The organism is Paenibacillus konkukensis, from assembly GCF_023523925.1.
GTDB classification, from domain to species: domain Bacteria; phylum Bacillota; class Bacilli; order Paenibacillales; family NBRC-103111; genus Paenibacillus_S; species Paenibacillus_S doosanensis.
The window spans coordinates 1,733,674-1,754,218 of record NZ_CP027059.1 but is presented as its reverse complement, the minus strand read 5'-3'; the positions used below and the strand labels follow the sequence as shown (position 1 = coordinate 1,754,218).

At 53.7% G+C, this 20,545-nt stretch carries 13 protein-coding genes; 11 read left to right on the top strand and 2 right to left on the bottom strand.

Annotated elements, in window-relative coordinates:
* The first annotated feature begins 35 nt into the window (after positions 1–35).
* The 9 genes from SK3146_RS07720 to SK3146_RS07680 all read left to right on the top strand — a co-directional run bounded on the left by SK3146_RS07720 (position 36) and on the right by SK3146_RS07680 (position 12,380).
* The gene (locus tag SK3146_RS07720; RefSeq protein ID WP_249864532.1) at positions 36–914 is read left to right on the top strand and encodes a carbohydrate ABC transporter permease; all 879 of its coding nucleotides are present in this window, start codon (positions 36–38) and stop codon (positions 912–914) included.
* 80 nt (positions 915–994) lie between these two features.
* A complete protein-coding gene (locus SK3146_RS07715) occupies positions 995–2,524 on the top strand; it encodes an extracellular solute-binding protein (RefSeq protein WP_249864531.1) in 1,530 nt (509 codons plus the stop codon).
* A gap of 35 nt (positions 2,525–2,559) precedes the next feature.
* Positions 2,560–3,645 (top strand): mandelate racemase/muconate lactonizing enzyme family protein, encoded by a 1,086-nt coding sequence (locus tag SK3146_RS07710; RefSeq protein WP_249864530.1) that lies wholly within the window; start codon positions 2,560–2,562, stop codon positions 3,643–3,645.
* Between the two features lie 343 nt (positions 3,646–3,988).
* A complete protein-coding gene (locus SK3146_RS07705; RefSeq protein ID WP_249864529.1) occupies positions 3,989–5,305 on the top strand; it encodes a Gfo/Idh/MocA family protein in 1,317 nt (438 codons plus the stop codon).
* 1 nt (position 5,306) lies between these two features.
* Positions 5,307–6,260, top strand: coding sequence for an ABC transporter permease (locus SK3146_RS07700; protein ID WP_249864528.1), 954 nt, complete (start codon positions 5,307–5,309; stop codon positions 6,258–6,260).
* Positions 6,261–6,281: 21 nt separating this feature from the next.
* Positions 6,282–7,160 carry a carbohydrate ABC transporter permease gene (locus SK3146_RS07695; RefSeq protein ID WP_249864527.1) on the top strand — a complete coding sequence of 293 codons (879 nt, stop codon included), beginning with the start codon at positions 6,282–6,284 and terminating at the stop codon, positions 7,158–7,160.
* A gap of 84 nt (positions 7,161–7,244) precedes the next feature.
* Positions 7,245–8,333, top strand: a complete 1,089-nt coding sequence (locus tag SK3146_RS07690) for a mandelate racemase/muconate lactonizing enzyme family protein (protein ID WP_249864526.1) — start codon at positions 7,245–7,247, stop codon at positions 8,331–8,333.
* Positions 8,334–8,374: 41 nt separating this feature from the next.
* Positions 8,375–9,886, top strand: coding sequence for an extracellular solute-binding protein (locus SK3146_RS07685; RefSeq protein WP_249864525.1), 1,512 nt, complete (start codon positions 8,375–8,377; stop codon positions 9,884–9,886).
* A 196-nt stretch (positions 9,887–10,082) separates the two neighbouring features.
* Positions 10,083–12,380, top strand: a complete 2,298-nt coding sequence (locus SK3146_RS07680; RefSeq protein ID WP_249864524.1) for a helix-turn-helix domain-containing protein — start codon at positions 10,083–10,085, stop codon at positions 12,378–12,380.
* Between the two features lie 133 nt (positions 12,381–12,513).
* Here SK3146_RS07680 and SK3146_RS07675 read toward each other — a convergent pair whose 3' ends face one another.
* The gene (locus tag SK3146_RS07675) at positions 12,514–13,548 is read right to left on the bottom strand and encodes a dienelactone hydrolase family protein (RefSeq protein ID WP_249864523.1); all 1,035 of its coding nucleotides are present in this window, start codon (positions 13,546–13,548) and stop codon (positions 12,514–12,516) included.
* A gap of 178 nt (positions 13,549–13,726) precedes the next feature.
* On the opposite strand from SK3146_RS07675, the gene SK3146_RS07670 reads away from it, so the two are divergent.
* Both SK3146_RS07670 and SK3146_RS07665 read left to right on the top strand, forming a co-directional pair.
* On the top strand, positions 13,727–15,175 hold the full coding sequence (locus tag SK3146_RS07670; RefSeq protein ID WP_249864522.1) for a hypothetical protein: 1,449 nt from the start codon (positions 13,727–13,729) through the stop codon (positions 15,173–15,175).
* Between the two features lie 1,065 nt (positions 15,176–16,240).
* A complete protein-coding gene (locus tag SK3146_RS07665; protein ID WP_249864521.1) occupies positions 16,241–17,773 on the top strand; it encodes a hypothetical protein in 1,533 nt (510 codons plus the stop codon).
* Between the two features lie 716 nt (positions 17,774–18,489).
* On the opposite strand, the gene SK3146_RS07660 is transcribed toward SK3146_RS07665, so the two are convergent.
* Entirely contained in the window at positions 18,490–20,373 is a 1,884-nt protein-coding gene (locus SK3146_RS07660; protein WP_249864520.1) for a bifunctional metallophosphatase/5'-nucleotidase, read from the bottom strand.
* Positions 20,374–20,545 lie beyond the last annotated feature (172 nt).

The following is a 20,545-nucleotide window of genomic DNA, read 5'->3' as shown; positions in this document are numbered from 1 at the left end:
ACGTCCATTCCAAGTTCCAAGAGAGGTGTTGAGGCATGAAAGACAAGTCGCTCGGAAGCCGATTGTTCGATGCTTTAAATTGCGTCCTGTTATTTATCGTCGCGATGTGCACGCTGCTACCGTTCATTTATATCGTTTCGGGCTCGCTGACGGACCCGGCGGAGTTTCTCGCGCATCCGCTGCTGCTGTTTCCGACCAAATTTTCGCTGGCCGGCTACCAGTATATTTTCTCCTCGAACATTATATTCAAAAGCTTGCTGGTCACGATCTTCATTACGGTCGCCGGAACGTTCGTCAATCTGTTGTTTACGACGCTGATGGCGTATCCGCTGTCGCGCAAAGATCTGGACGGACGCAGAACGATCATGCTGCTCGTCACCTTCTCGATGCTGTTCAGCGGCGGGATGATCCCGACCTTCCTGATCGTCAAGTGGCTCGGGCTGCTCGATTCGTACTGGGCGCTGCTGCTGCCGAACGCGATTAGCGCCTTCAATCTGATCGTGATGCGCAACTTTTTCCAGCAGGTGCCCGAAGGGCTGGAGGAGGCGGCCAAGATCGACGGCTGCAACGATTTGCGCATCCTGTGGCAGATCGTCCTCCCGCTGTCGCTGCCGGCGCTGGCGACCTTTACGCTGTTTTACGCCGTCGGCCACTGGAACTCGTTCTTCCATGCGGTGCTCTACATTAACGATAATATGAAGTGGCCTGTCCAAGTATGGCTGCGGCAGATCGTCATCTTGTCGCAAGGAGGCGCCGGCGATTCCACCGCATTCGACAGCTCTTATATCGTCCCGCCCGCGCAAATTGTGAAAATGGCCGTCATCGTCGTATCGACGCTGCCGATCCTGTGCGTGTATCCGTTCTTGCAGCGGCATTTTGCCAAGGGAGCTTTAATCGGCTCGGTCAAAGGATAAAAGCGAAGAAGCAGGATAGACATCCTCCCAAGCGGAGGTATCTATAAAAAGCATTCATTTCATTCAAGGGGGTATTCACTATGGCAAGCCAAATGAACAGACTGCGCAAGCCGGTATTGTCGCTGACCGTAGCGGGACTTATGGTTGCTGCCGGCTGCAGCGGAGGGACGGACAAATCGGCGGGGCAGGAGAAGGCGGCGGACACCGGCAAATCCCAGGAGCCGTTCAAGATTACGATGATGAACCAGAGCATCGTCGCCGAGCCGCCTCGTCCCGACGATCCGGTCATTGCGGCAATCGAGAAATACACCAATACGAAGCTGGAAATCCAGTGGGTGCCGGGAACGACCTATACGGACAAGCTGAACGCCACGATCGCCGCCGGCTCGCTGCCGATGGTCGTGCTGCTGCAGAGCCGGCCGCAGACGGTCATCAACGCGATACGCTCGGGCTACTTTTGGGAGATCGGTCCCTACCTCAAGGATTATCCGAATTTGGAGCGTTCGCTCAACAAGCAGGTGCTCAAGAACGTCTCTCTGGACGGCAAGCTGTATTCGATCTTCAGAAGCCGCGCTCTGGTCGGGGACGGAGTTATCTTCCGCAAAGACTGGCTCGATAATCTGGGGATGAAGGCGCCTACTAACATCGATGAGCTGTACAATACGATTAAAGCGTTTACACTCAACGATCCGGACAAAAACGGGAAAAACGACACGATCGGCTTCGCCGAGGAAATGTCGCTGCGCGGCTTCAACTTCCTGCTCGCGGCCTTCGGCGGCGGCAACCAATGGGATGTGAAGGACGGCAAGCTGCAATCGGTTTACTACAGCCAAGCTTACCTGGACACGCTGAACTTTTACCGCAAGCTGTACGAGGAAAAGTTGATGAATCAGGATTTTGCGCTGGCTACCCGCCCGCAGAACATCGACAATATGGATAAAGGCCAATACGGCGTGAGAATGGGCGATCCGGATCAGATTACCCGCCATTCCCAGCTGTTCAAGAGCAATCCGAAGGCGGAGCTGGAAGTCACGTCGACGTTAAACGGCAAGAACGGCGTCCGCGTCCTGATGGACACAGGCTATACCGGAGAATTCGTCTTCCCCAAATCGAGCGTGAAAACCGAAGCGCAGCTGCGGCAAATATTGGCCTACTTCGATAAAATTTCCGAGGATGCGGGGCAAAATATTTTCGAATGGGGCCTCGAGGGCGTTCATTACACGATGCAAAACGGCAAGCCGGCGCGCACCCAGGAGCAGCAGGATAAGTACAATTCCGAAGTGATTCAATTGGAGCAGACGCTTCAAGTGTCCGACGGCTCCCGTGCGGTGGAAGGCGTCATCGATCCGTATGTGAAGAAGTACAAGGACGCGAAAAACGCGGTAGCGAACAATCTGGTGCCGAATCCGGCGGCCTCGTACACTTCCGATACGCTGAACCAGAAGAGCGCCGAATTAAACAAAATGATTAACGACGCGAGAGTCAAGTACATTATGGGCCAATTGGACGAAGCCGGCTGGAAAAGCGCTGTGGACAGCTGGAGCAAGGCGGGCGGAGACAAAGTGACCCAAGAGCTGAACGAGCAGTATGCGAAGGACCCGAATAAATAATCCGGCGGCATGTCCGGACAACTGGAGGAATCGCGATGAAAGTAACCGGTTTGACTTGTTATGCGGCAAGCGGCCTGCTGTATGTGAAGGTGGATACGGACGAAGGCGTGTCCGGGTTCGGCGAGAGCAGCCCGATGCGTTCGGAAATTTTGGTCGACATTATTCAGCGAATTATCAAGCCGCAAATCATCGGCTGCGATCCGTTCAATATCGAGAAGATCGAGGAGACGGTGCTGCGCAAGCATTATAAAATATCCGGGCAAATGCTGGCGGCCGCCTACAGCGGCGTCGAAATCGCGCTATGGGACGCGCGCGCCAAATTTTTGAACCAGCCGTTATATAATCTGCTGGGCGGTCTTTACCGGGAGACCGTTCCGCTGTACGGCTCCAGCATGAGCCGCGACCTGACGCACGATCAGGAAACGGAGAAGCTGAAGGAAGGCATCGCCGCCTATCAATTCGGCGCGGTCAAGATCAAGGTCGGTCCCCGGTACGGCACGGGGCTGCCGGTTGATCTGAACGACGACGCGGAGAAGGTGAGACGCGTGCGCGAAGCGATCGGTCCGAAGGTGCGTCTCATGATCGACGGGAACAGCTCGTACACTTACATTCAAGCCGTGCAGCTGTACGAAAAAATCAAAGACTGCGATATTCATCATTTCGAGGAGCCGTGCCCGTACTACGATATCGAGGCGTACGTGAAGCTGGCCCAGACGCTGCCGATGCCGATTCACGTCGGAGAGCAGGACTGGAATCTGTTTACGTTCCGCGACTTCATCGCGCGGGGCGCCTGCCATCTGTATGCGGCCGACCCGATCAAATGCGGCGGGCTGCTGAGCGCCAAACGAGCCTCCGTGCTCTGCCGTGCTTTCGGCATCCATTATGTGCCTCATAACACGACGCGGGGCATCGGCTTTGCGGCGGCGCTGCACCTGGCGGCCAGCACGCCGGAATGCAACAGCTACTACGAATATTCGATCGAAAAGCATAATCTGCGGGGACAAATGGTCAAATCGGAATTTCAGGTTCGGGAAGGCCGGATTTACGTTCCGAACGGGCCGGGACTCGGCATCGACATCGACGAAGAGAAAATGAACGCGATGCTAACCGTCGTCAAATAATCATTAGCGCTCTCCCAGCCGAGTTCTTCCTATGATGAATACGGATTGCCAGATGACCTCCGGTTTCGCCTTAAGCGGCGCGGCCGGGGGTCTGTTTCGCTTGTGTCGCTAAAGATCATTGCGCGGATCGCTGAGGATTATGCCGATGGCGGCGGCAGCTAACGGCCGTCCTGCGCTGATGTTCCGGGACGTCTCCGTCCGAATTGTCGCTTTGCGGATTGTAGCCTTTTATCGCCGGTTGGCAAATAATGAAGTCAGTTCCGGCGAAGCGCGATGCCGAGTGCCGGGACAACTTGCATCACTTGCATTAGGAGATAACCAAGAAACGAGGTGCCTACCTTCCATGAAAAAAAGATACGCCATATGCGGAGTCAGCAACCGGAGCATGAAGATGTTCATCGGCCCGATGCTGAAAACCTTTGCCAGCCAAACCGAAATCGTCGGGCTGCTGGACATCGATCCGAGGCGATTCGAGGTATGCAAAAGCAAATTCGCCGAGCTGACCGAAGTGAAGGAATACGGCCCGGACGAGTTCGCGGCGATGGTCGAGCAGGCGAAGCCGGACGTTATTGTCGTAACGGGCCGGGACGATACGCATGTTAAGTACATCCTGCTTGCGCTTGAACGGGATCTCGATGTCATCACCGAGAAGCCGATGGCGACGACCGGAGCGGATTGCCGCCGCATTCTCGAAGCGGAACGAAGAAGTAAAGGCAAGGTTACGGTCGCGTTCAATTACCGGTATGCGCCCGTTCACAGCCGCATCAAGGAGCTAGTGCTGGAGGGCAAGGTCGGGCGGGTGACATCCGTTGATCTGAACTGGTATATCGACACATATCACGGCTCCAGCTACTTCAAACGGTGGAACCGGATGCGCGAGCATTCGGGCGGGCTGTCCATTCATAAAAGCTCCCATCATTTCGATCTGGTCAATTGGTGGATCGGCCGGCGCCCGGTCGAAGTATTTGCCTTCGGCGCGCTGAATTATTACGGTCCCGGCGGGGAACTGAACCCGCTTAAGGAAGACGGGAGGCACTGCGGCACCTGTGCGGTGAAGCCGGACTGCCGGTACTTTATGCGCTGGTCGACGCGCAGCAAGGAAGTGCATGTGCAGGACGATCATATCGGCGCCGTCAGCTCGCAGCCCGGTCAGGAGCCTTACAGCCTGTACCGCCCCGACGCCTGTATTTTCGATTCGGAGATCGACATCGAGGATACGTATTCGGTGAACGTCAAGTACGACGGCGGCGCACTGCTGTCCTACTCGGTCAACTTCTCGCTGCCGTACGAAGGATACCGGCTCGCGATCAACGGCACGAAAGGCCGCATCGAAACGATGGAATATCATTCGTCCGGCCGCGTGCCGTTCCCGGTGCCGGTGCAGACGATCGACTATTTCCCGTTGTTTGGTTCGAAGGAAACGATACATGTAGTGCACCGCGAGGGCGGCCACGGAGGCGGGGACCCGGCGCTGCTGGAGGATCTGTTCCTCGGAGCCGATCCGCATCGCTCGTATCCGATCTTGTCCGGATCGCTGGACGGAGCCTATTCCATCGGTACCGGCGAAGCCGTGTGGCGGTCGGTTCAGGATCACCGTCCCGTCCGTCTGGACGAGGTGCTGGCTTCGCCGGGCGAGGCGTACAGCGGAAAGGAGGGATAACATGCTGAAAACGCAGGCGGCGCAACCGGCCAGGTTCGGCTTAAGCCGACGCACGGGGCTGTGGAACCGCATACTGAAAAGCCGGCATCTGTACATTATGATCGCTCCGGGACTGCTCTATTTCGCCTTATTCAAATATTTGCCGATGTGGGGCGTCATGATCGCCTTCAAAGATTATTTGCCGTTTCGCGGCTTCTGGAGCAGCCCGTGGGTAGGATTCAAACATTTCGACCGGTTTTTCCACGATCCCGTCTTCTGGCTGCTGTTTAAGAACACATTCGTGCTGGCGGTGTACAATATCGCATTTTTCTTCCCGATCCCGATTCTGGTTGCGCTGATGCTTAACGAGCTGCGGCTGGAATGGTTCAAGCGCTCGATCCAGACGGCCATCTATATTCCGCATTTCGTCTCCTGGGTCGTCGTCGTCGGGATCGTCTATACGTTCTTCTCTTCGGAAGGCGGTATTTTCACGAAAATGATGGCGGACGCGGGCATGCCGCAGTTCAACTTCCTGATGTCGAACGACTGGTTCCGGCCGATGATCATTCTCGAAGTCATCTGGAAGGAATCCGGCTGGGGAACGATCATCTTCCTCGCAGCGCTGTCAGGCGTCGATCCTACGCTGTACGAGGCGGCCAAAATCGACGGCGCGAGCCGGTTTCGCCAGCTGTGGCATATTACGCTTCCCGCCATCCGCAGCACGATCGTCATTTTGTTTATTTTGCGGCTCGGCAGCTTTCTCGACACAGGCTTCGAGCAAATCTTCCTGATGCTGAATTCGACGAACCGCGAAGTCGGCGAAGTGTTCGACACCTATGTCTATGTCAACGGCGTGCAGCAGGGGCAATTCAGCTTCAGCACCGCGGTCGGGCTGTTCAAATCGGTGATCGGGCTGTGCCTGGTGCTTGCGGCCAACCAAGCGGCCAAGAAGCTCGGCGAGCAAGGAGTCTACTAACATGAAAAGGAGGCGATACGGATGGTTCGAGCATCTCTGGGCTCGCGCATCTTCGATCTGGTCAACGCCGTCTTGCTGATCGTATTCGCATTATTTACCGTCATCCCGTTTCTGTTCGTGCTGTCGGGCTCCTTCACGGCTTCGGAAGAGCTGGTCAACCGCGGGGTCGTGCTGTTTCCGACCAAGTTCTCGCTCGACGGCTACAAGTACATTTTCTCTACGAAAACGATCGTCTGGAGTCTCGGCGTGACCGTGTTTATTACGGTGGCGGGGACGCTGATCAATCTGCTGTTCACGACGCTTACCGCCTACCCTTTGGCCAGAAACGAGTTCGTCGGACGCCGTCCGATCATGCTGCTCGTCCTATTCACGATGCTGTTCAGCGGAGGGATGATCCCGACGTTTCTCGTCGTCAAATCGCTGGGTTTGCTGAACAGCTATTGGTCGCTGCTCCTGCCGGGAGCGATCAGCGCGTTTAACCTTATCATCTTGCGCAACTTTTTCCAGCAGCTGCCCGACGGACTGGAGGAGGCGGCCAAAATCGACGGCTGCAGCGACTACCAAATCTTATTTAAAGTGGTGCTGCCGCTCTCGCTGCCTGCGATGGCTACCTTCTCGCTATTTTACGCGGTCGGCCATTGGAACACCTTCTTCAACGCCGTGCTGTACATTAACGACAATGCGAAATGGCCGATTCAAGTGTGGCTGCGGCAAATCGTCATCCTGTCTCAAGGCGGCATCGGCGACTCGCAGCAGATGGGCAGCGATTATGTCGCCCCGCCGGGCGAAGTGATCAAGATGGCCGTCATCATCGTCTCGACGGTGCCGATTTTGCTCGTGTATCCGTTTTTGCAGAAGCATTTCGCCAAGGGCGTCCTGCTCGGCTCGGTCAAAGGCTGATGCCGCTTCGCCTGCCGGCGGCGCCGCTCCCGGCGGGCTGAAGGCCCATGACGGCGGCAAGCGAATTTTCTTAAGGAGGATTTTATGAAAATTACTAACATCACCTGCTACAAAAAAGAAATGGGGCTGTTCTACATCAAGGTCGACACCGACGAAGGCGTATACGGCTTCGGTGAGTCGAGCCCGATGCGGCCGGACGTTCTGATGCAGATTATGAACACCGTCATCAAGCCGCAGGTCATCGGCATGGACCCGTTCCAGGGGGAGAAAATCGAGGAGGCGGTGCTGCGCAAACATTATAAAATATCGGGGCAGCTGCTGGCTTCGGCCTACAGCGGGCTCGAAATCGCGCTGTGGGATTTGAAGGGGCGCTATTTGAACCAACCGGTATATAATTTGCTCGGGGGGTTGTACCGCGACCGCATTCCGTTGTACGCTTCAAGCATGAGCCGCGATCTGACGCACAGGGAGGAAGCGGACAAAATTCGCGAGGCGATCGAGCGGCTTCAAGTGAAAGCGGTTAAAATTAAAGTCGGACCGCGCTTCGGCACGGGACTGCCGGTCGATCTGAAGGACGACGAGCTGAAGGTGAAGGCGGCGCGCGAAGCGATCGGGCCGGATTGCAAGCTGATGATCGACGGCAACAGCTCCTATACGTACATTCAGGCGGTTCAGCTGTACGAGCGGATCAAGCAATACGACATTCATCATTTCGAAGAGCCCTGCCCGTATTATGACATCGATACGTACGTGAAGCTTGCGCATACGCTGCCGGTGCCGATTCACGTAGGCGAGCAGGACTGGAATATATATACGTTCCGCGATTTTATCAGCAAAGGCGCCTGCCACCTGTATGCGGCCGATCCGGTCAAATGCGGCGGCTTGTCCAGCGCCAAACGCGCCGCAGCGTTATGCCGCGCCTTCGGCATTCATTACGTGCCGCACAATACGACCAAAGGCGTCGGCTTCGCCGCAGCGATCCATCTGGCCGCCAGCTCGCCGGAATGCAGCAACTATTACGAATACAATATCGAGAAGAACAGCACCCGCGAGCGCTATCTGAAGCAGCCGTTCGAGGTGAAGGACGGCTGCGTGCTCGTCCCGCATAAACCGGGTCTGGGCATCGAGCTGGACGAAGAGCTGATGGAAGCGACGCTGGAGGTTATCCGTTAGAAGCTATAGATAAATCCAAATATCGGGAGGTCATTAAAGCAATGACAACGAAACGTATGGTAAAAGTCAGCCTGGCGGCGGCGGGAGCGTTATCGCTCCTTGTTACATCCGCTTGCGGCAACGGCGGCGCGCCCGCCGGTAAGGATAAAGATGCTTCGGCGGCTTCCGCTCCGGTCGAAATTACGATGATGAACCAATACTTGACCGCCGAGCCTCCGAAGATGGACAGCGAGCCGATGAAGCTGCTTCAGGAATATACGAACACCAACCTGAAGGTAACCTGGGTGCCGAGCGCCAGCTACAGCGAGAAGGTGACCGCATCCATCGCCGTAGCGGGCGATCTGCCGCAGCTGCTGCTGGTGAAGGACGACCGCAATCCGGCGATCGTCGAAGCGGCCCGCGCCGGTTTATTCTGGGAGCTCGGCCCGTATTTGGACCAATACCCGAATCTGAAATCGCTGGATACAACGCGTCTGAACAACATGTCGATCGACGGCAAAGTATACGGAATTTACCGCTGGAGAGCGATGGCCCGCAACGGCATCATTATCCGCAAGGACTGGCTGGATAATCTCGGGCTGTCCGAGCCCAAAACGATCGACGAGCTGCTCACCGTACTGAAGGCGTTTACGTACAACGACCCGGACAAAAACGGCAAAAACGATACATTCGGCATTTCGTTCGATTCGAACAGCGCGCAAATTTATCATTTCCTCTCCGTCATGGGCGCGCCGAATACTTGGGAATATAAAGACGGCAAGATGACGCCGGACTTTATGACCAAGCCGTATATGGACACGATGAAAATGCTGCAGCAAATGTATAAGGATAAATTGTTCAACAGCGATTTTCCGGTCGTCAAAGACCGCACGGTGCTCGTGAATCAAGGCAAAGCCGGAGTATATATCGGCGCTCTCGACGATTTGAACGCCAGGTTCACCGACCTGTTCAAGGCGAATCCGAACGCCAAGCTCGATACGGTAGCTTCCATCAGCGGTCCGACGGGTGTCAAGGTGCAAGGAGGCAGCGGGTATAACAGCGTCTTCATGATCCCTAAGACAAGCGTCAAGACCGAAGAGGAATTGAAGAAGGTGCTTGCGTTCATCGACAAGCTCGGCGACGAGAAGGTGCAAAATCTGATGAACTGGGGAATCGAAGGCAAGCATTACAAAATCGAAAACGGCAAGGCGGTTCGCATCGACGAGAAGGTGTACACGGATGAAGTGTACAATACGCTGTTCCAGATGATGGTATTCGACGGCAGCAAGGCGCTTCCGGGCCAAGTCGATCCGAGCGTGGAGAAATATAACCGGCTCATTCAGGAAAATGAGAAATTCGCCGTGCCGAATCCGGCGCTGCCGCTCCTGTCCAAAACATACATGGAAAAGGGCAAGCAGCTCGATCAAGTGATCACGGACGCGAGAACCAAGTTCATTATGGGCGAGCTGGACGAGAACGGCTTCGCGCAGGCGCTGACGAACTGGCAAAAGCTCGGCGGCGACCAAGTGATGGAAGAATATAAGGGAGAGTACGAGAAAACGCAAAAGAAATAACCGGCGGGAACAACCGAGTGCCGTCCGCATCGTGAGCGGGCGGTATTTGGTCTGCGTTGCGGGAAATTACCGCCAGGGCGGCGCAAAACGGCTTTATCTCGCAATTGTATCCCTAATGATTATTTGATTTTACGGGGCTTAATGCGATAATGAAGGTCAGAAACGACGATACTTCACGAAGGAATGAGAGAATGTGATGAAGCTCAAGCTGTCCCGCTATCAGACAAAACTGTTCATGCTATGCCTGCTGCTCGGCGCCGTTCCCGTTGTGGTGCTGGGCATCTTTTCATATATGAAATCGTCCAGTCTCATTGAAAGCAAGGTGCTCAAAGGCAACGATCAGCTGCTGCTGCAGACGCAGACGCAATTGGAGAACACCTTAAAAATCATCGATTTCTCCATTTTCCAGCTCGGCAATTCGCAAGCGGTTACCGATGTGCTGCAAACGCCGATTAACGCCAAAAACTATCCGCTCGTCGACAAGCTGCTGGAATCGATGCAGCGCATTCAAATTTACGAGCTGGGCATCCGCGATATCGAGCTGATCAATATGGATCAGCAGTGGATCATTAACAACAAAGGCTACGCCAAGCTGGAGGAAGCGCTGGACCCCGATTACCCCGTGCTGTTAGCCGAGCTCGACAAGCCGATCAAGTGGATGACGCAAGCGCCGAAAACAGGCCCGGGTCAAACGGGGCCGACGTCTGTCTATTTAATAAAACGTTTTCCCAATTACTCGCTCCCTTCTTCCGCTTATTTGGTGACGCAAATGTCTACCCAGCAGCTGTTTAAGACGATTCCGCGCAGCAGCGAGCTGGGTTCCCTGATCGTACTGGACGATAAGGGGGACATAATGGAGACGAATATGGAGGCTGGCCGTGAGCTTGCTATGCGCAGCCTGCCGGTGTTCGAGGAAGTGCGGCAGTCTTCCGAGCTGAGCGGCTATCGCACGGGCACGATCGGGCAGGAGGAGTTCGGCTTCACCTTCCGCAAGTCGACCTATAACGGCTGGACGTATGTTTCCATGGTATCGCTCGACAGCATCACGCGGGAATCCAAGTCTATCGGCTGGGCGACCCTCTGGGCATGCGCGGTCATGATCGCCGCCATTATTATGCTGTCGCTGCAGGGAACGAATAATTTATACCGGCCGGTTCGTTCGTTATACCAGAAGGCGACGGACCCCGAGGAGACGGGCGGGGGCCTGCAGGATACGCAGGACGAATTTACCGTCATTGAACGGCGGATCGATAAAATGTCGCAAAACTATTTGCACGTCACCGGCCATGTGAAGAGACTGCGGATGGAGCTTAGACCGTTTATGATGTTCAAGCTGGCCCAAGGCGAGCTCTCGTCCCATGAAATTCAGGAGCAGCTGTCGCTGTTCGGCTATAACGCCCGCCCGAGCTGGCTCGCCGTCGTGACGATCCGGATCGATTCGCTGAAGGGGACCCGGTTCGGGGAGCCTGACCGCGATCTGCTGCTATATGCGATCAGCAATATTGTCGAAGAGACGATACCGGCGGACCGGCGCTTGTACCCGATCGTTATGGAGCAGGCGCAGATGACCGTCATTGCCGGCAATGAGGACTCTCAGGACGAGTTTAAACAGTTTCTGTCGAATGCGATCCGGCAGGTGCAGGCTAACGTGCTTACCTATCTCGGCATACCGGTCAGCGCCGGAATCAGCCGCCCCTATAAGGAGTATGAGCAAACCTATAAGGCTTATGCCGAGGGGCTGGACGCGTTGAAATACCGGATTGCGAAGCAGTCGGAGACGATCCTGTTCATCGAGAACGAGGAACCGGAGACGCAGATGGTGTTTTTCCCGGAGCATCTGGAGAAGCAGCTGGTAGAAGCGGTGAAGTTCGCCGACGAGAAGAGAGCCCATGCGCTGTTAAAGGAGTTTCTGCAAATTTTGTCCAACCGCGAGCTGACGCATAATCAAATGCAAAACTGGCTGATGAAGCTGCTGCTCGATCTGCTGTACATCCCGGAGCAGGCGGCCGCTACCTTCGCTTCGCTCGACACGAACGCCGTTCCGCTGTATGAACAGCTGCAAAGACTGAACACCGTTCAGGAAATTGAACAATGGTTCCATCTGCATATTATCGCTCCGATGATCGAGACGGAGGAGAGCGGCAAGGAAGCGCCTTACCAGAAAATCTCCAATGAAGTCATCCGCATTATTCAAACCGAATATGACCGCGATCTGACGCTGGAAGAATGCGCTTCCCGCTTGAACTACCATTCGAGCTATTTGCGCAGAGCGCTGAAAAAAAGCTTGAACGTCAATTTTACGGAATATTTGCTTTCCTATCGCATGGAAATCGCCAAGAAATGGCTGATGGAAACCGAGATGAAAATCGCCGATATTTCCCAGAAGCTGCAATATAATAATCCGCAAAATTTCATCCGTTATTTTAAAAAGACGACCGGGATGACGCCGGGACAATACAGAGGAATGTGGCTGAATGAGCAGAACGGGGAGTAGCGCATCGCGCCTTGCCCCGTCCTGTCCGCTTAAGGCCGTGCTCCGGCCCGGGGGCCGTCGCGCCTCCGCTACTGGCCCGCTTGATTCGGAAAGCGATTGCAGGAAACGGCCTCCCGCGAAGCGAAGTCTCGGCTCATGCCTGCAAATGGCGCTGCAGCCAGTCGTACGACTTGGCTCCGGACACCTCGTGCTTCCCGGGATGAATATACTGATCCATCCGGTCGCCGCAGCCGAGAACGTCGTAAACCGCCCGAATGCGCTCGATCGCCTTGAGCGCCCCCGCAACCGGAAATCCGCTGTCCTCAAGTCCGGATTCGATGAACAGGGGACGGGGGGCGATCAGCCCGAACCAGTCCGGCATTTCCGCCGCGCTCAGAAGGCCCGGGATATAATTGTCGGCACAGTGGGACTTGGCCAATATGCTGTCGCGGTACGTGTTCGTATAGCCGCTGATCACGGTGGCGCGAATCCGCTCGTCCACGGCGGCGGTTAATGCCATAATCAGGCCGCCGCCGGAGAAGCCCATGCACCCGACCCGGTCGGAATCCGTATCCGGCCGGGTGCGCAAATAATCGACGCAGCGCATCATCTCGTACACGCGGCAGCCGGCGAGCGTGTATCCGGCCATCAGCAGATGCGAGGCCAGCCGGAAGCAGGACGTGTCCTTCGGCTCCTTATCCCGGTCGGCCTGCAATCTGCGGTCGCCGAGCCCGAGCATTTCGGGCACGATGACGATGAAGCCTCTGCGCGCCAAGGCGGCCGGATAGTCCTGGTAGATGCCCGGCTCGCCCAGCCGCGGGCTTCCGTCCGGCAGCAGCCCGACCAGCTCCTTGCTGCCGTAGCCGTGGCCGGGACAGGCGATAACGGCCGGATACGGCGCCTCGCCTTGCTTCGGCTTCAATACGTACGCGGGCATCGTTAAGTGAGGCAGCGTCGTCAGCTGAACGCGTTCGCGGATATAATCGCCGCAGTCGATCCGCTCCAGAACGACGGGAGCGAGCGCTTGCCCCATACCGTCCGGAACGGCCAGCTTTTGCAGCAGCACTTCCTTCAGCGCCGCTCTCCATTCGCTCCACTGCTCCGTGGTCTTTGCTTCGAATGAATAAGCCGGGCGCTTGCTCCACAGCATATGTTCCAGAAATGCGTCGGGATTCCACATCGTTGCCATCCTCCTAAACCGGTCTTTGCTGCATCGCTTCATACTCTCTAGCAGCTGTTTTCATTATAATAGAAGCCGCGATAACCAGACATAATCATTAGCGAGACAGTTTTCTCTATCCTTTCCATTGTTTATTTTTGCTAGAACCTATAAAATAAAGATAGTGAACATGACCGGGGGGAATAGGATGAGCGTTAAAATACAGGAAATTCCTCGATTTATATTTGACGAGCTCCTGGTGCTGATCGGGGAGAAGACGAAGGAGAAGCTTCTGAAGCTGGTGCTTCAAGACGAATACGATTCAAGTCCTTCTATCGAAACCTATATGCGCAATATTATGAATAATATATTTTTCAATGATGACGATGTCGTTGATTTATTGGAGATTAAATCGACTTATCATAGAAGGCGGCAATTAACGAAGAAAAACTGGTTTAAGCAGCTGAAGAAAGAAGTGGAGACCAAGAACGCCTCCAGCATTCACGAAGAGCGGGAAGTGCTGCTCAAGTTTCTGGAAAGCAAATCGGCCGACGACGGCTTCAAGGAAATGCTCAAAGACATTAAAGACGAAAGCCGGTTCGTGCAAACCCGTCTGGAGGAAATCGAAGCGTGGGCCGTCGACGTCGACACCCGGCTCACCGATTATCCGTATCTCGATTCGAAGCAGCAGTACCAGATCGAGAAGGCGTTCGAGAACGACTTTGTTTACATCATCGCCGATTTTCTGAAAAATGCGCCCCGCAACTGGATTACGCACCGGTTCAAGGATTTGATCGAAAATCCGATCTTCGCCGACGGCAAAGCCAAGATGCGGGGCAACGTGCTGTTCGATTCCGAGCAAAAAGCGACGATTTTATACGACGATTACAAATTAAGCGATAACCGCGTCCTGCGTTCGTTTATTTCGATTGAAGAGAATGAGGAAGTGCAGATCGACAAAATGTTTTTGCTCGACGAGACCGATTCGGAAATTATCGAGCATGTGATGGAGCACCGGGCCGAGCGCTTTTATACGGACAAGACGATCGCCTTTGATCTGCGGCCGCTGCTCACGCGCATTTACGGCAATACCAGCCAGAAGGCGTACGATCTGATCACGAAGCGACTGCAGAAGATCGGCCGGTTCAGTCTGGAAGGGAGAACGACCGGGCCGAATAAAGAGACGCGCACGACGTTCCTGTACAATTTATTCGAATACGTCCTCGTTTCCAAGGAAGACGCGACGGGCCGCCGCTATGCGGAGATCAAATTTTCCGATACGCTGCATCAGCAGTTTATTACGAAGCAGACGGTGCAAATTTACAGCCACTTTATTCATCGTTTGGAGAATCGGCTGTCCAAAATTTTAATTTACGCGTTTCAGAAGGAGCGGCTGGACGCCTACCTGCAAGGCCGCAATATGAAGCGCCATTTCGAATATACGTTTTTTTCGGATCGCATCCGCTTCCGCTCCAAACGGATCGACAGCAACCTCAAGCAAATCGAGGCATCGCTGCAGGAGTTTAAGGAAGCCAATATCCTGATCAGCGACTACAAGCGGGTCGGCAACGGGTTTGAGATTATACTGACTCCTGTCACCGAATCGGAAAAAGCCGACTTCTTTACGGGAACATCCACCCCGTCGCTCATCCAATAAGCCACGTTTTTTACAAAATACGCGTACCCAGCAACGTAAAAAGGAAGCTCTGCATTCGTGCAGGGCTTTTCTTTTTACTTCAGAACTGTGGCGGCATAGTATCTCGGCCCGGTTTTCACCCTGCTTGAAGAAATAGGGATTATCCATTTCTGTGGATAACCCGGCATGGCTTTTTACAACATATGCGTACTTAATACCCGGCTTTTAACCTATACAGCGTACTTGCCGATAGCTTTTTACCCGATTCACGTAGTCTAGTATCGGTTTTTACGAAAAATGCGTACTCAAAATTGGCTTTTTACGAAAATAACGTACCTCAAAATGTCAATTGTATCCTGTTTGAGCTGCCGCGGGAAGTTATCCATCTTATAATTTATCGTTTTTTACGAGAATCGCGTACTTATTAATCGCTTTTTACTTGAAACGCGTATTCGTTTGCTTCATTTTACGAAATATGCGTACCAGACCTCGAAATATTTTTACCGGCAGCATGATATACCGCTTACATCCCGTAAGTTGAGGGGGTTTGGGGTTTTTACCAAAAACGCGTACCTAGATTTTCCTCGGAAAAACGGCTCTTTTTACAAAATCGTCGTACTCTATCGCATCTTACATCATATTACCAATGTTGATATAATGGTTCTTGTCGAAAAAAGAAAGTTATCCACATGTGGATAAAAGAAATAGGCGAGTTGTCTACTACCAAAGAAAACCGTCTATTCTACATAACGTTATAAAGACGATGCCAGCGCCTCTGCAAGTAACAAAAAAAGCCTCCATCTTCATGGAAGCTTTCAAACTGGATGCTACCAACATGCCAGTGATGACTGAGTATTACCAGTACTCAGCAGACAAGAAACATTCGAGTCCGATCCGCGCTCGCTACCAACGATAAGGATCGCAACTCCAGAAGACAAGCTTCTTGAATTTCCAAAAAAATTGGACATTCAGAGGCCTATTTCGTTGTTGTCTTTTTCTTATTATATCAAAACGAGCAGCAAAAATCTATGAATTCGTATAGATCGCCGCCCAAGCGGATGGCCGGTGGAAAGGAGGGCGCCCTGCGTGAACAAACTGATGTTTCTTAATAATTTGAAAGGCAAAGCGCTTCTCCAGCCTACGAATCCGGTCGTCATCAGCCACCGTTTCTACGAAGCTTTCAAACATATAGAAGAGCCCTTCGATTACAACAAGGACCGGTTCCGGTTCCGCAACGACGGCAGGGGCCGCCTCGTTCATCACATTACGAAATCCGATATCCAGCTGTTCATTACGATTCAGGCCGCCTTTAATACGAAAGGGGCTTTGGAGTTTTGCAACCGCAACCGGATTTATCAGAAACAAGCCGAATTATTCGAAACCCCCGTTACCAACGATCAATTCTACGTTTCCTTCCAAAAGTTCGTCGACCTGGGGCTCATCGAGCCGGTCCGCGAGGAGATTACAGGCACCTATCATTATACGCTGAGCCAATACCTTCAGCCCGATACGGGGACGATCGGGTATTACTTTCTGCTGCCTCCCGCCGTATATACCGAAGCCTTCGGCGAGCTGCCGTTGGCCGCGCAAAAATGGTATCTGGAGGCCGCGGCGCAGCAAAACGACCGTCCGGATAAAACGGTGGAAAAAAATCTGCGCAACGACGGCAAGGACGGCGGTTTGTACAAGCTGCTTCATAAAACCAATCTGAATCAAATCAGAGGGCTCCTCGAGCTTCTGTGCAGGAGGCCGGTCATGGACGGGCAGCCGCTGTTTGCCGCAAGCGCGGCGATCAAGCCGAACGCCACCGGCTATTATAAAGCGTCCTATTCCATCAATCCCTATTATATTATTAAGAAGGAAAAAGGCGCCTCCTACCACGATGTCGTCCGGTCGAAGCGGCCGTACTACCGGATGACCCGATTCATTCGGGAGCAGTTGGAGAAGCTCGGCATCGGCGAGCTGGAGCAGCACAACCAGGGCCGAACCTTGATTCAGCTGGTCACCTTGATGAAAAAGAAAAGCCATTCGTTTATTCGCTATGTCCTGTTGAAAATAAAGGATTTGTACCGGAAGCATCGGATTTTCCCTCTCGATCTGCTGCAATTCGTCAAGGACGAGGTTCGCAATCAAGGGATCGCGCTGTATCTGGATATTGCCAGGAAGACGGGATTGTATCCGTTTATAGCTCCTCGTGGCCGCGATGAGATCGGCAAGCGTTCTTACGAATTCGCCGCCGCCGTGAGCCGGTTCGATCTGAAATCGTTCCGGACGATGTGCAAAACCGCTCTTCCGATCTTGAACCGGGATTACACATCCGCTCCGGTGCACAGTCCGGCGGCTTACCGCCGCGCCAACGAGGCGCTTGAACAGCGGGTGGGACGGCAGGAGGCCGGGGACATTCGCGCCTATGCCTATAAGATGCAGGCCGATCCGGACGAATACCGCGTTATCGAAGAGTACGCGCTCAAGAAATTCCGGCAGGAAAGCCCCTCTGCGGTTAAGCGGTGGATGCTAACCCGAATCGCACAGCTGCCGAAATGGAAGCGAGCCCCTGACGTTCCGCACGGCTTCAAGCTGGAACATTTCCTCGTCAACTGCATAAGCTCGAACAACTAGCTCTCTTTTTTGAAATTGTGTTCAAAGAGGGCTCTTCGCCGTTCCCTTCCTTTTATAACCCCTTCGCCGATGTTCCGATTTCCCGCAGATGCTGCCACATATTTATACAAGAATGAGCGCGCGCCGCTTTGGCCGGCTGCAAGACGAGCGTTTATTTCACCTGCAACGGATAAAAAAACAGATCGATTATCGTGGATAGGCCGGCCGTCGGCCTTCAAGCCGCGCCCGGCTCGTTCACGGTACGGATAAAAACAGAATCGCAGACGGGGACGAACTGCATAAGCCGCTTCATTACGCGGAAATTAGCTTCCTTAAGCCCGCTGCTGTGAATAACCCGAGTATGCGCCGGTTCGCATCAATATTCGTATGTTTTTATACGCCCGATCGCTCATCGCTCTGTCTTTATGCGCCGCAAGGGCCGTTTTCTCTGTAATTGAACGGCCAAACCGGCGGGTAGCCCTTGTCCGGCACGCGGCCGCGGATTCCGTAAGAGATTTAAAATATATAGGAGATCTTCAATTTAAGAGTCTAATAAAAAACAACTTTTCAAACCAAATATTCCATTGCGATCGATATTCAGGACCTTGCGGCGTTAGCCAAAATGATTTTGGATTGACGGAACGTGAAAGGACCGTCCGGCAGCTGGTTTCAGATGCCGGACGGTCCTTTTGCGAAATGACAGCGGTATTTATTTCGGGGATGTTCCTGGTAACTTGTTATCCGTTCACTTCAACGATCCGCTCTTCCACCGACGGGCTCAGCGTACCGCGCTTCATGAAAAATTCCTCCAAAACATCGTACAAGGTGAAGCCGGTGTTGAACGATTTCTTGTCCATCATCATCGAATAGCCGTCGCCGCCGGCGACAATGAAATCGTTGGTGGCCACTTTGTAAGTTTTGTTCGGATCGACCGGCTGCCCGTTCACTTTCAGCTCCAGCACCCGTTGTCCGGCAGGCTTATTCTTCGAATAGGCGAACGACATGCCGCTAATTTGCGGGAAGCGGCCTTCGGCTATTTCGACCTTGGATACGCCGTTCTCGATCGCGGCTTGCAGCTCGCTGCCGGTAAGCTCCGTGACCACCAGCGTGTTAGGGAAAGGCAGAACGTCGTACAGACTCTTCTTCGTGACGTCGCCCGCATTGACCGTCGCCCTGACGCCTCCTCCGTTAATCAGCGCGACATCCGCTTCATATCCTGCGATGGACTTCGTTTTATCCAGCAAAGCATCCGCAATCAGATTGCCGAGATTCGTCTCCTGGGTTCTGACGATCGTACGCTCTCCCTCCAGCTTGACCTCCGATTTAGCGATGACGGCATCCAATTCTTTATCGATATGACTCACGACATTTTGCACCAGCTTCTCAACCTCGGGATCGGCCTGCACTTTCTCGTCGTATTCCAGCAAGCCGCCGGTAAAGCCTACAAGCTCATCGTTTAAATAGTAGAGATCGGCGCGCCCCAGCGATTTGCCGTATTCCCAGTCTTGCACGATATAAGTGCCGTTGATGTGCTCGGGCTCGGTAAGTCTGGTATGAGAATGACCCCCGATGATGAGATCGATTCCCGGCACGGCGCGGGCCATTTCCCGGTCCACTTCGATGCCGTCATGGCATACGACGACGACATGGTCGACTTTTTTCTTCAATTCGGGAACCATCTGCTTGGCTACTTCGATCGGATTTTTGAACGTAAGCGCTTTTACGTTATCCGGATGTGTGACGATTGGCGTTTCGTCGGTCGTAAACCCGAGGAAAGCAAAGGTTTTGCCGCCGATTTCGGTATAGTAGACAGGCTGCAGCAGCTCGGTGCCGTCCTCTTTTTTAAATACGTTGGAGCTGATGATCGGATGGTCGACCATGCCTTTCAGCTTTACAAGCTGCTCGTAGCCGAAGTCGAAGTCGTGGTTGCCAGCCGCCTGCGTGTTATATTTCAAAGCATTGAGGATCGGTACGATAGATTCTCCTTTAAACAAATTGGCGAAAACCGTTCCCTGGAACGTATCTCCCGCATCCATCAGCAAGAAATTCGGATTTTCGGCGCGCATTTGTTTAATGAGCGTGGCAATTTTGGCATAGCCGAATTCTTTAGAAGACTTGTTCTCGTCGATGTGCCCGTGCACATCGTTGGTGTGGGCAATCGTAATATGTAAAGTGGCCGCGTCCCCTAAAGCCTGCAAGAGGTCTTGGCGCGTGACGAAAGAGCCGCTCTGCGGCAAGGAAAGGCTGTAGCCGGCCTTCTTGGCGATATCTACGATGTTCGCCGCCGGTAACGGCGCGTCGGGCGCGAGCAGATCCGAAGCCGAGACGATGCCTTGCTGCTTCGCCCAGGATAACGCTCCGGACGCCCAATGGCGGATCGAAGCGTCGGGCGCCAGCTTGGTTTGACCTTTCAATCGGGCAATGACGGTTGCCAGCTCGGACAGCGTAATATTGCGGTCCAAAGCCAAGGTGCCGCTTTGATCCCCCTCAACGATCGCTTTCTGCTGCATCCAGTCGAGATGCGAGAGGGATTTCGGAGCATCGGCGAAGGCGGATGCGGCGAGCATAGATGAGATGATTGCGCTTACAGCGATAGTAGAAATAGCTTTTGATTTGAACAAATGTATCACTCCTTCATGAAATTACGTGAATTGTAGCATGGGGGATATTTAAAAAGCAACCGATTTTTTTGCCGTTTTTCTAAAAAATGAGGTTGAAGACATGAAAGTTATGTGATAATATGACAACGCTTGCAATAAAGTCATAAATGATATGAACATTTTTTCCCGGAGG

Coding starts and splice junctions, on each gene's coding strand:
- SK3146_RS07720 (WP_249864532.1), top strand. CDS start 36: ATGAAAGACAAGTCGCTCGGAAGCCGATTGTTCGATGCTTTAAATTGC.
- SK3146_RS07715 (WP_249864531.1), top strand. CDS start 995: ATGGCAAGCCAAATGAACAGACTGCGCAAGCCGGTATTGTCGCTGACC.
- SK3146_RS07710 (WP_249864530.1), top strand. CDS start 2,560: ATGAAAGTAACCGGTTTGACTTGTTATGCGGCAAGCGGCCTGCTGTAT.
- SK3146_RS07705 (WP_249864529.1), top strand. CDS start 3,989: ATGAAAAAAAGATACGCCATATGCGGAGTCAGCAACCGGAGCATGAAG.
- SK3146_RS07700 (WP_249864528.1), top strand. CDS start 5,307: ATGCTGAAAACGCAGGCGGCGCAACCGGCCAGGTTCGGCTTAAGCCGA.
- SK3146_RS07695 (WP_249864527.1), top strand. CDS start 6,282: ATGGTTCGAGCATCTCTGGGCTCGCGCATCTTCGATCTGGTCAACGCC.
- SK3146_RS07690 (WP_249864526.1), top strand. CDS start 7,245: ATGAAAATTACTAACATCACCTGCTACAAAAAAGAAATGGGGCTGTTC.
- SK3146_RS07685 (WP_249864525.1), top strand. CDS start 8,375: ATGACAACGAAACGTATGGTAAAAGTCAGCCTGGCGGCGGCGGGAGCG.
- SK3146_RS07680 (WP_249864524.1), top strand. CDS start 10,083: ATGAAGCTCAAGCTGTCCCGCTATCAGACAAAACTGTTCATGCTATGC.
- SK3146_RS07675 (WP_249864523.1), bottom strand. CDS start 13,548: ATGGCAACGATGTGGAATCCCGACGCATTTCTGGAACATATGCTGTGG.
- SK3146_RS07670 (WP_249864522.1), top strand. CDS start 13,727: ATGAGCGTTAAAATACAGGAAATTCCTCGATTTATATTTGACGAGCTC.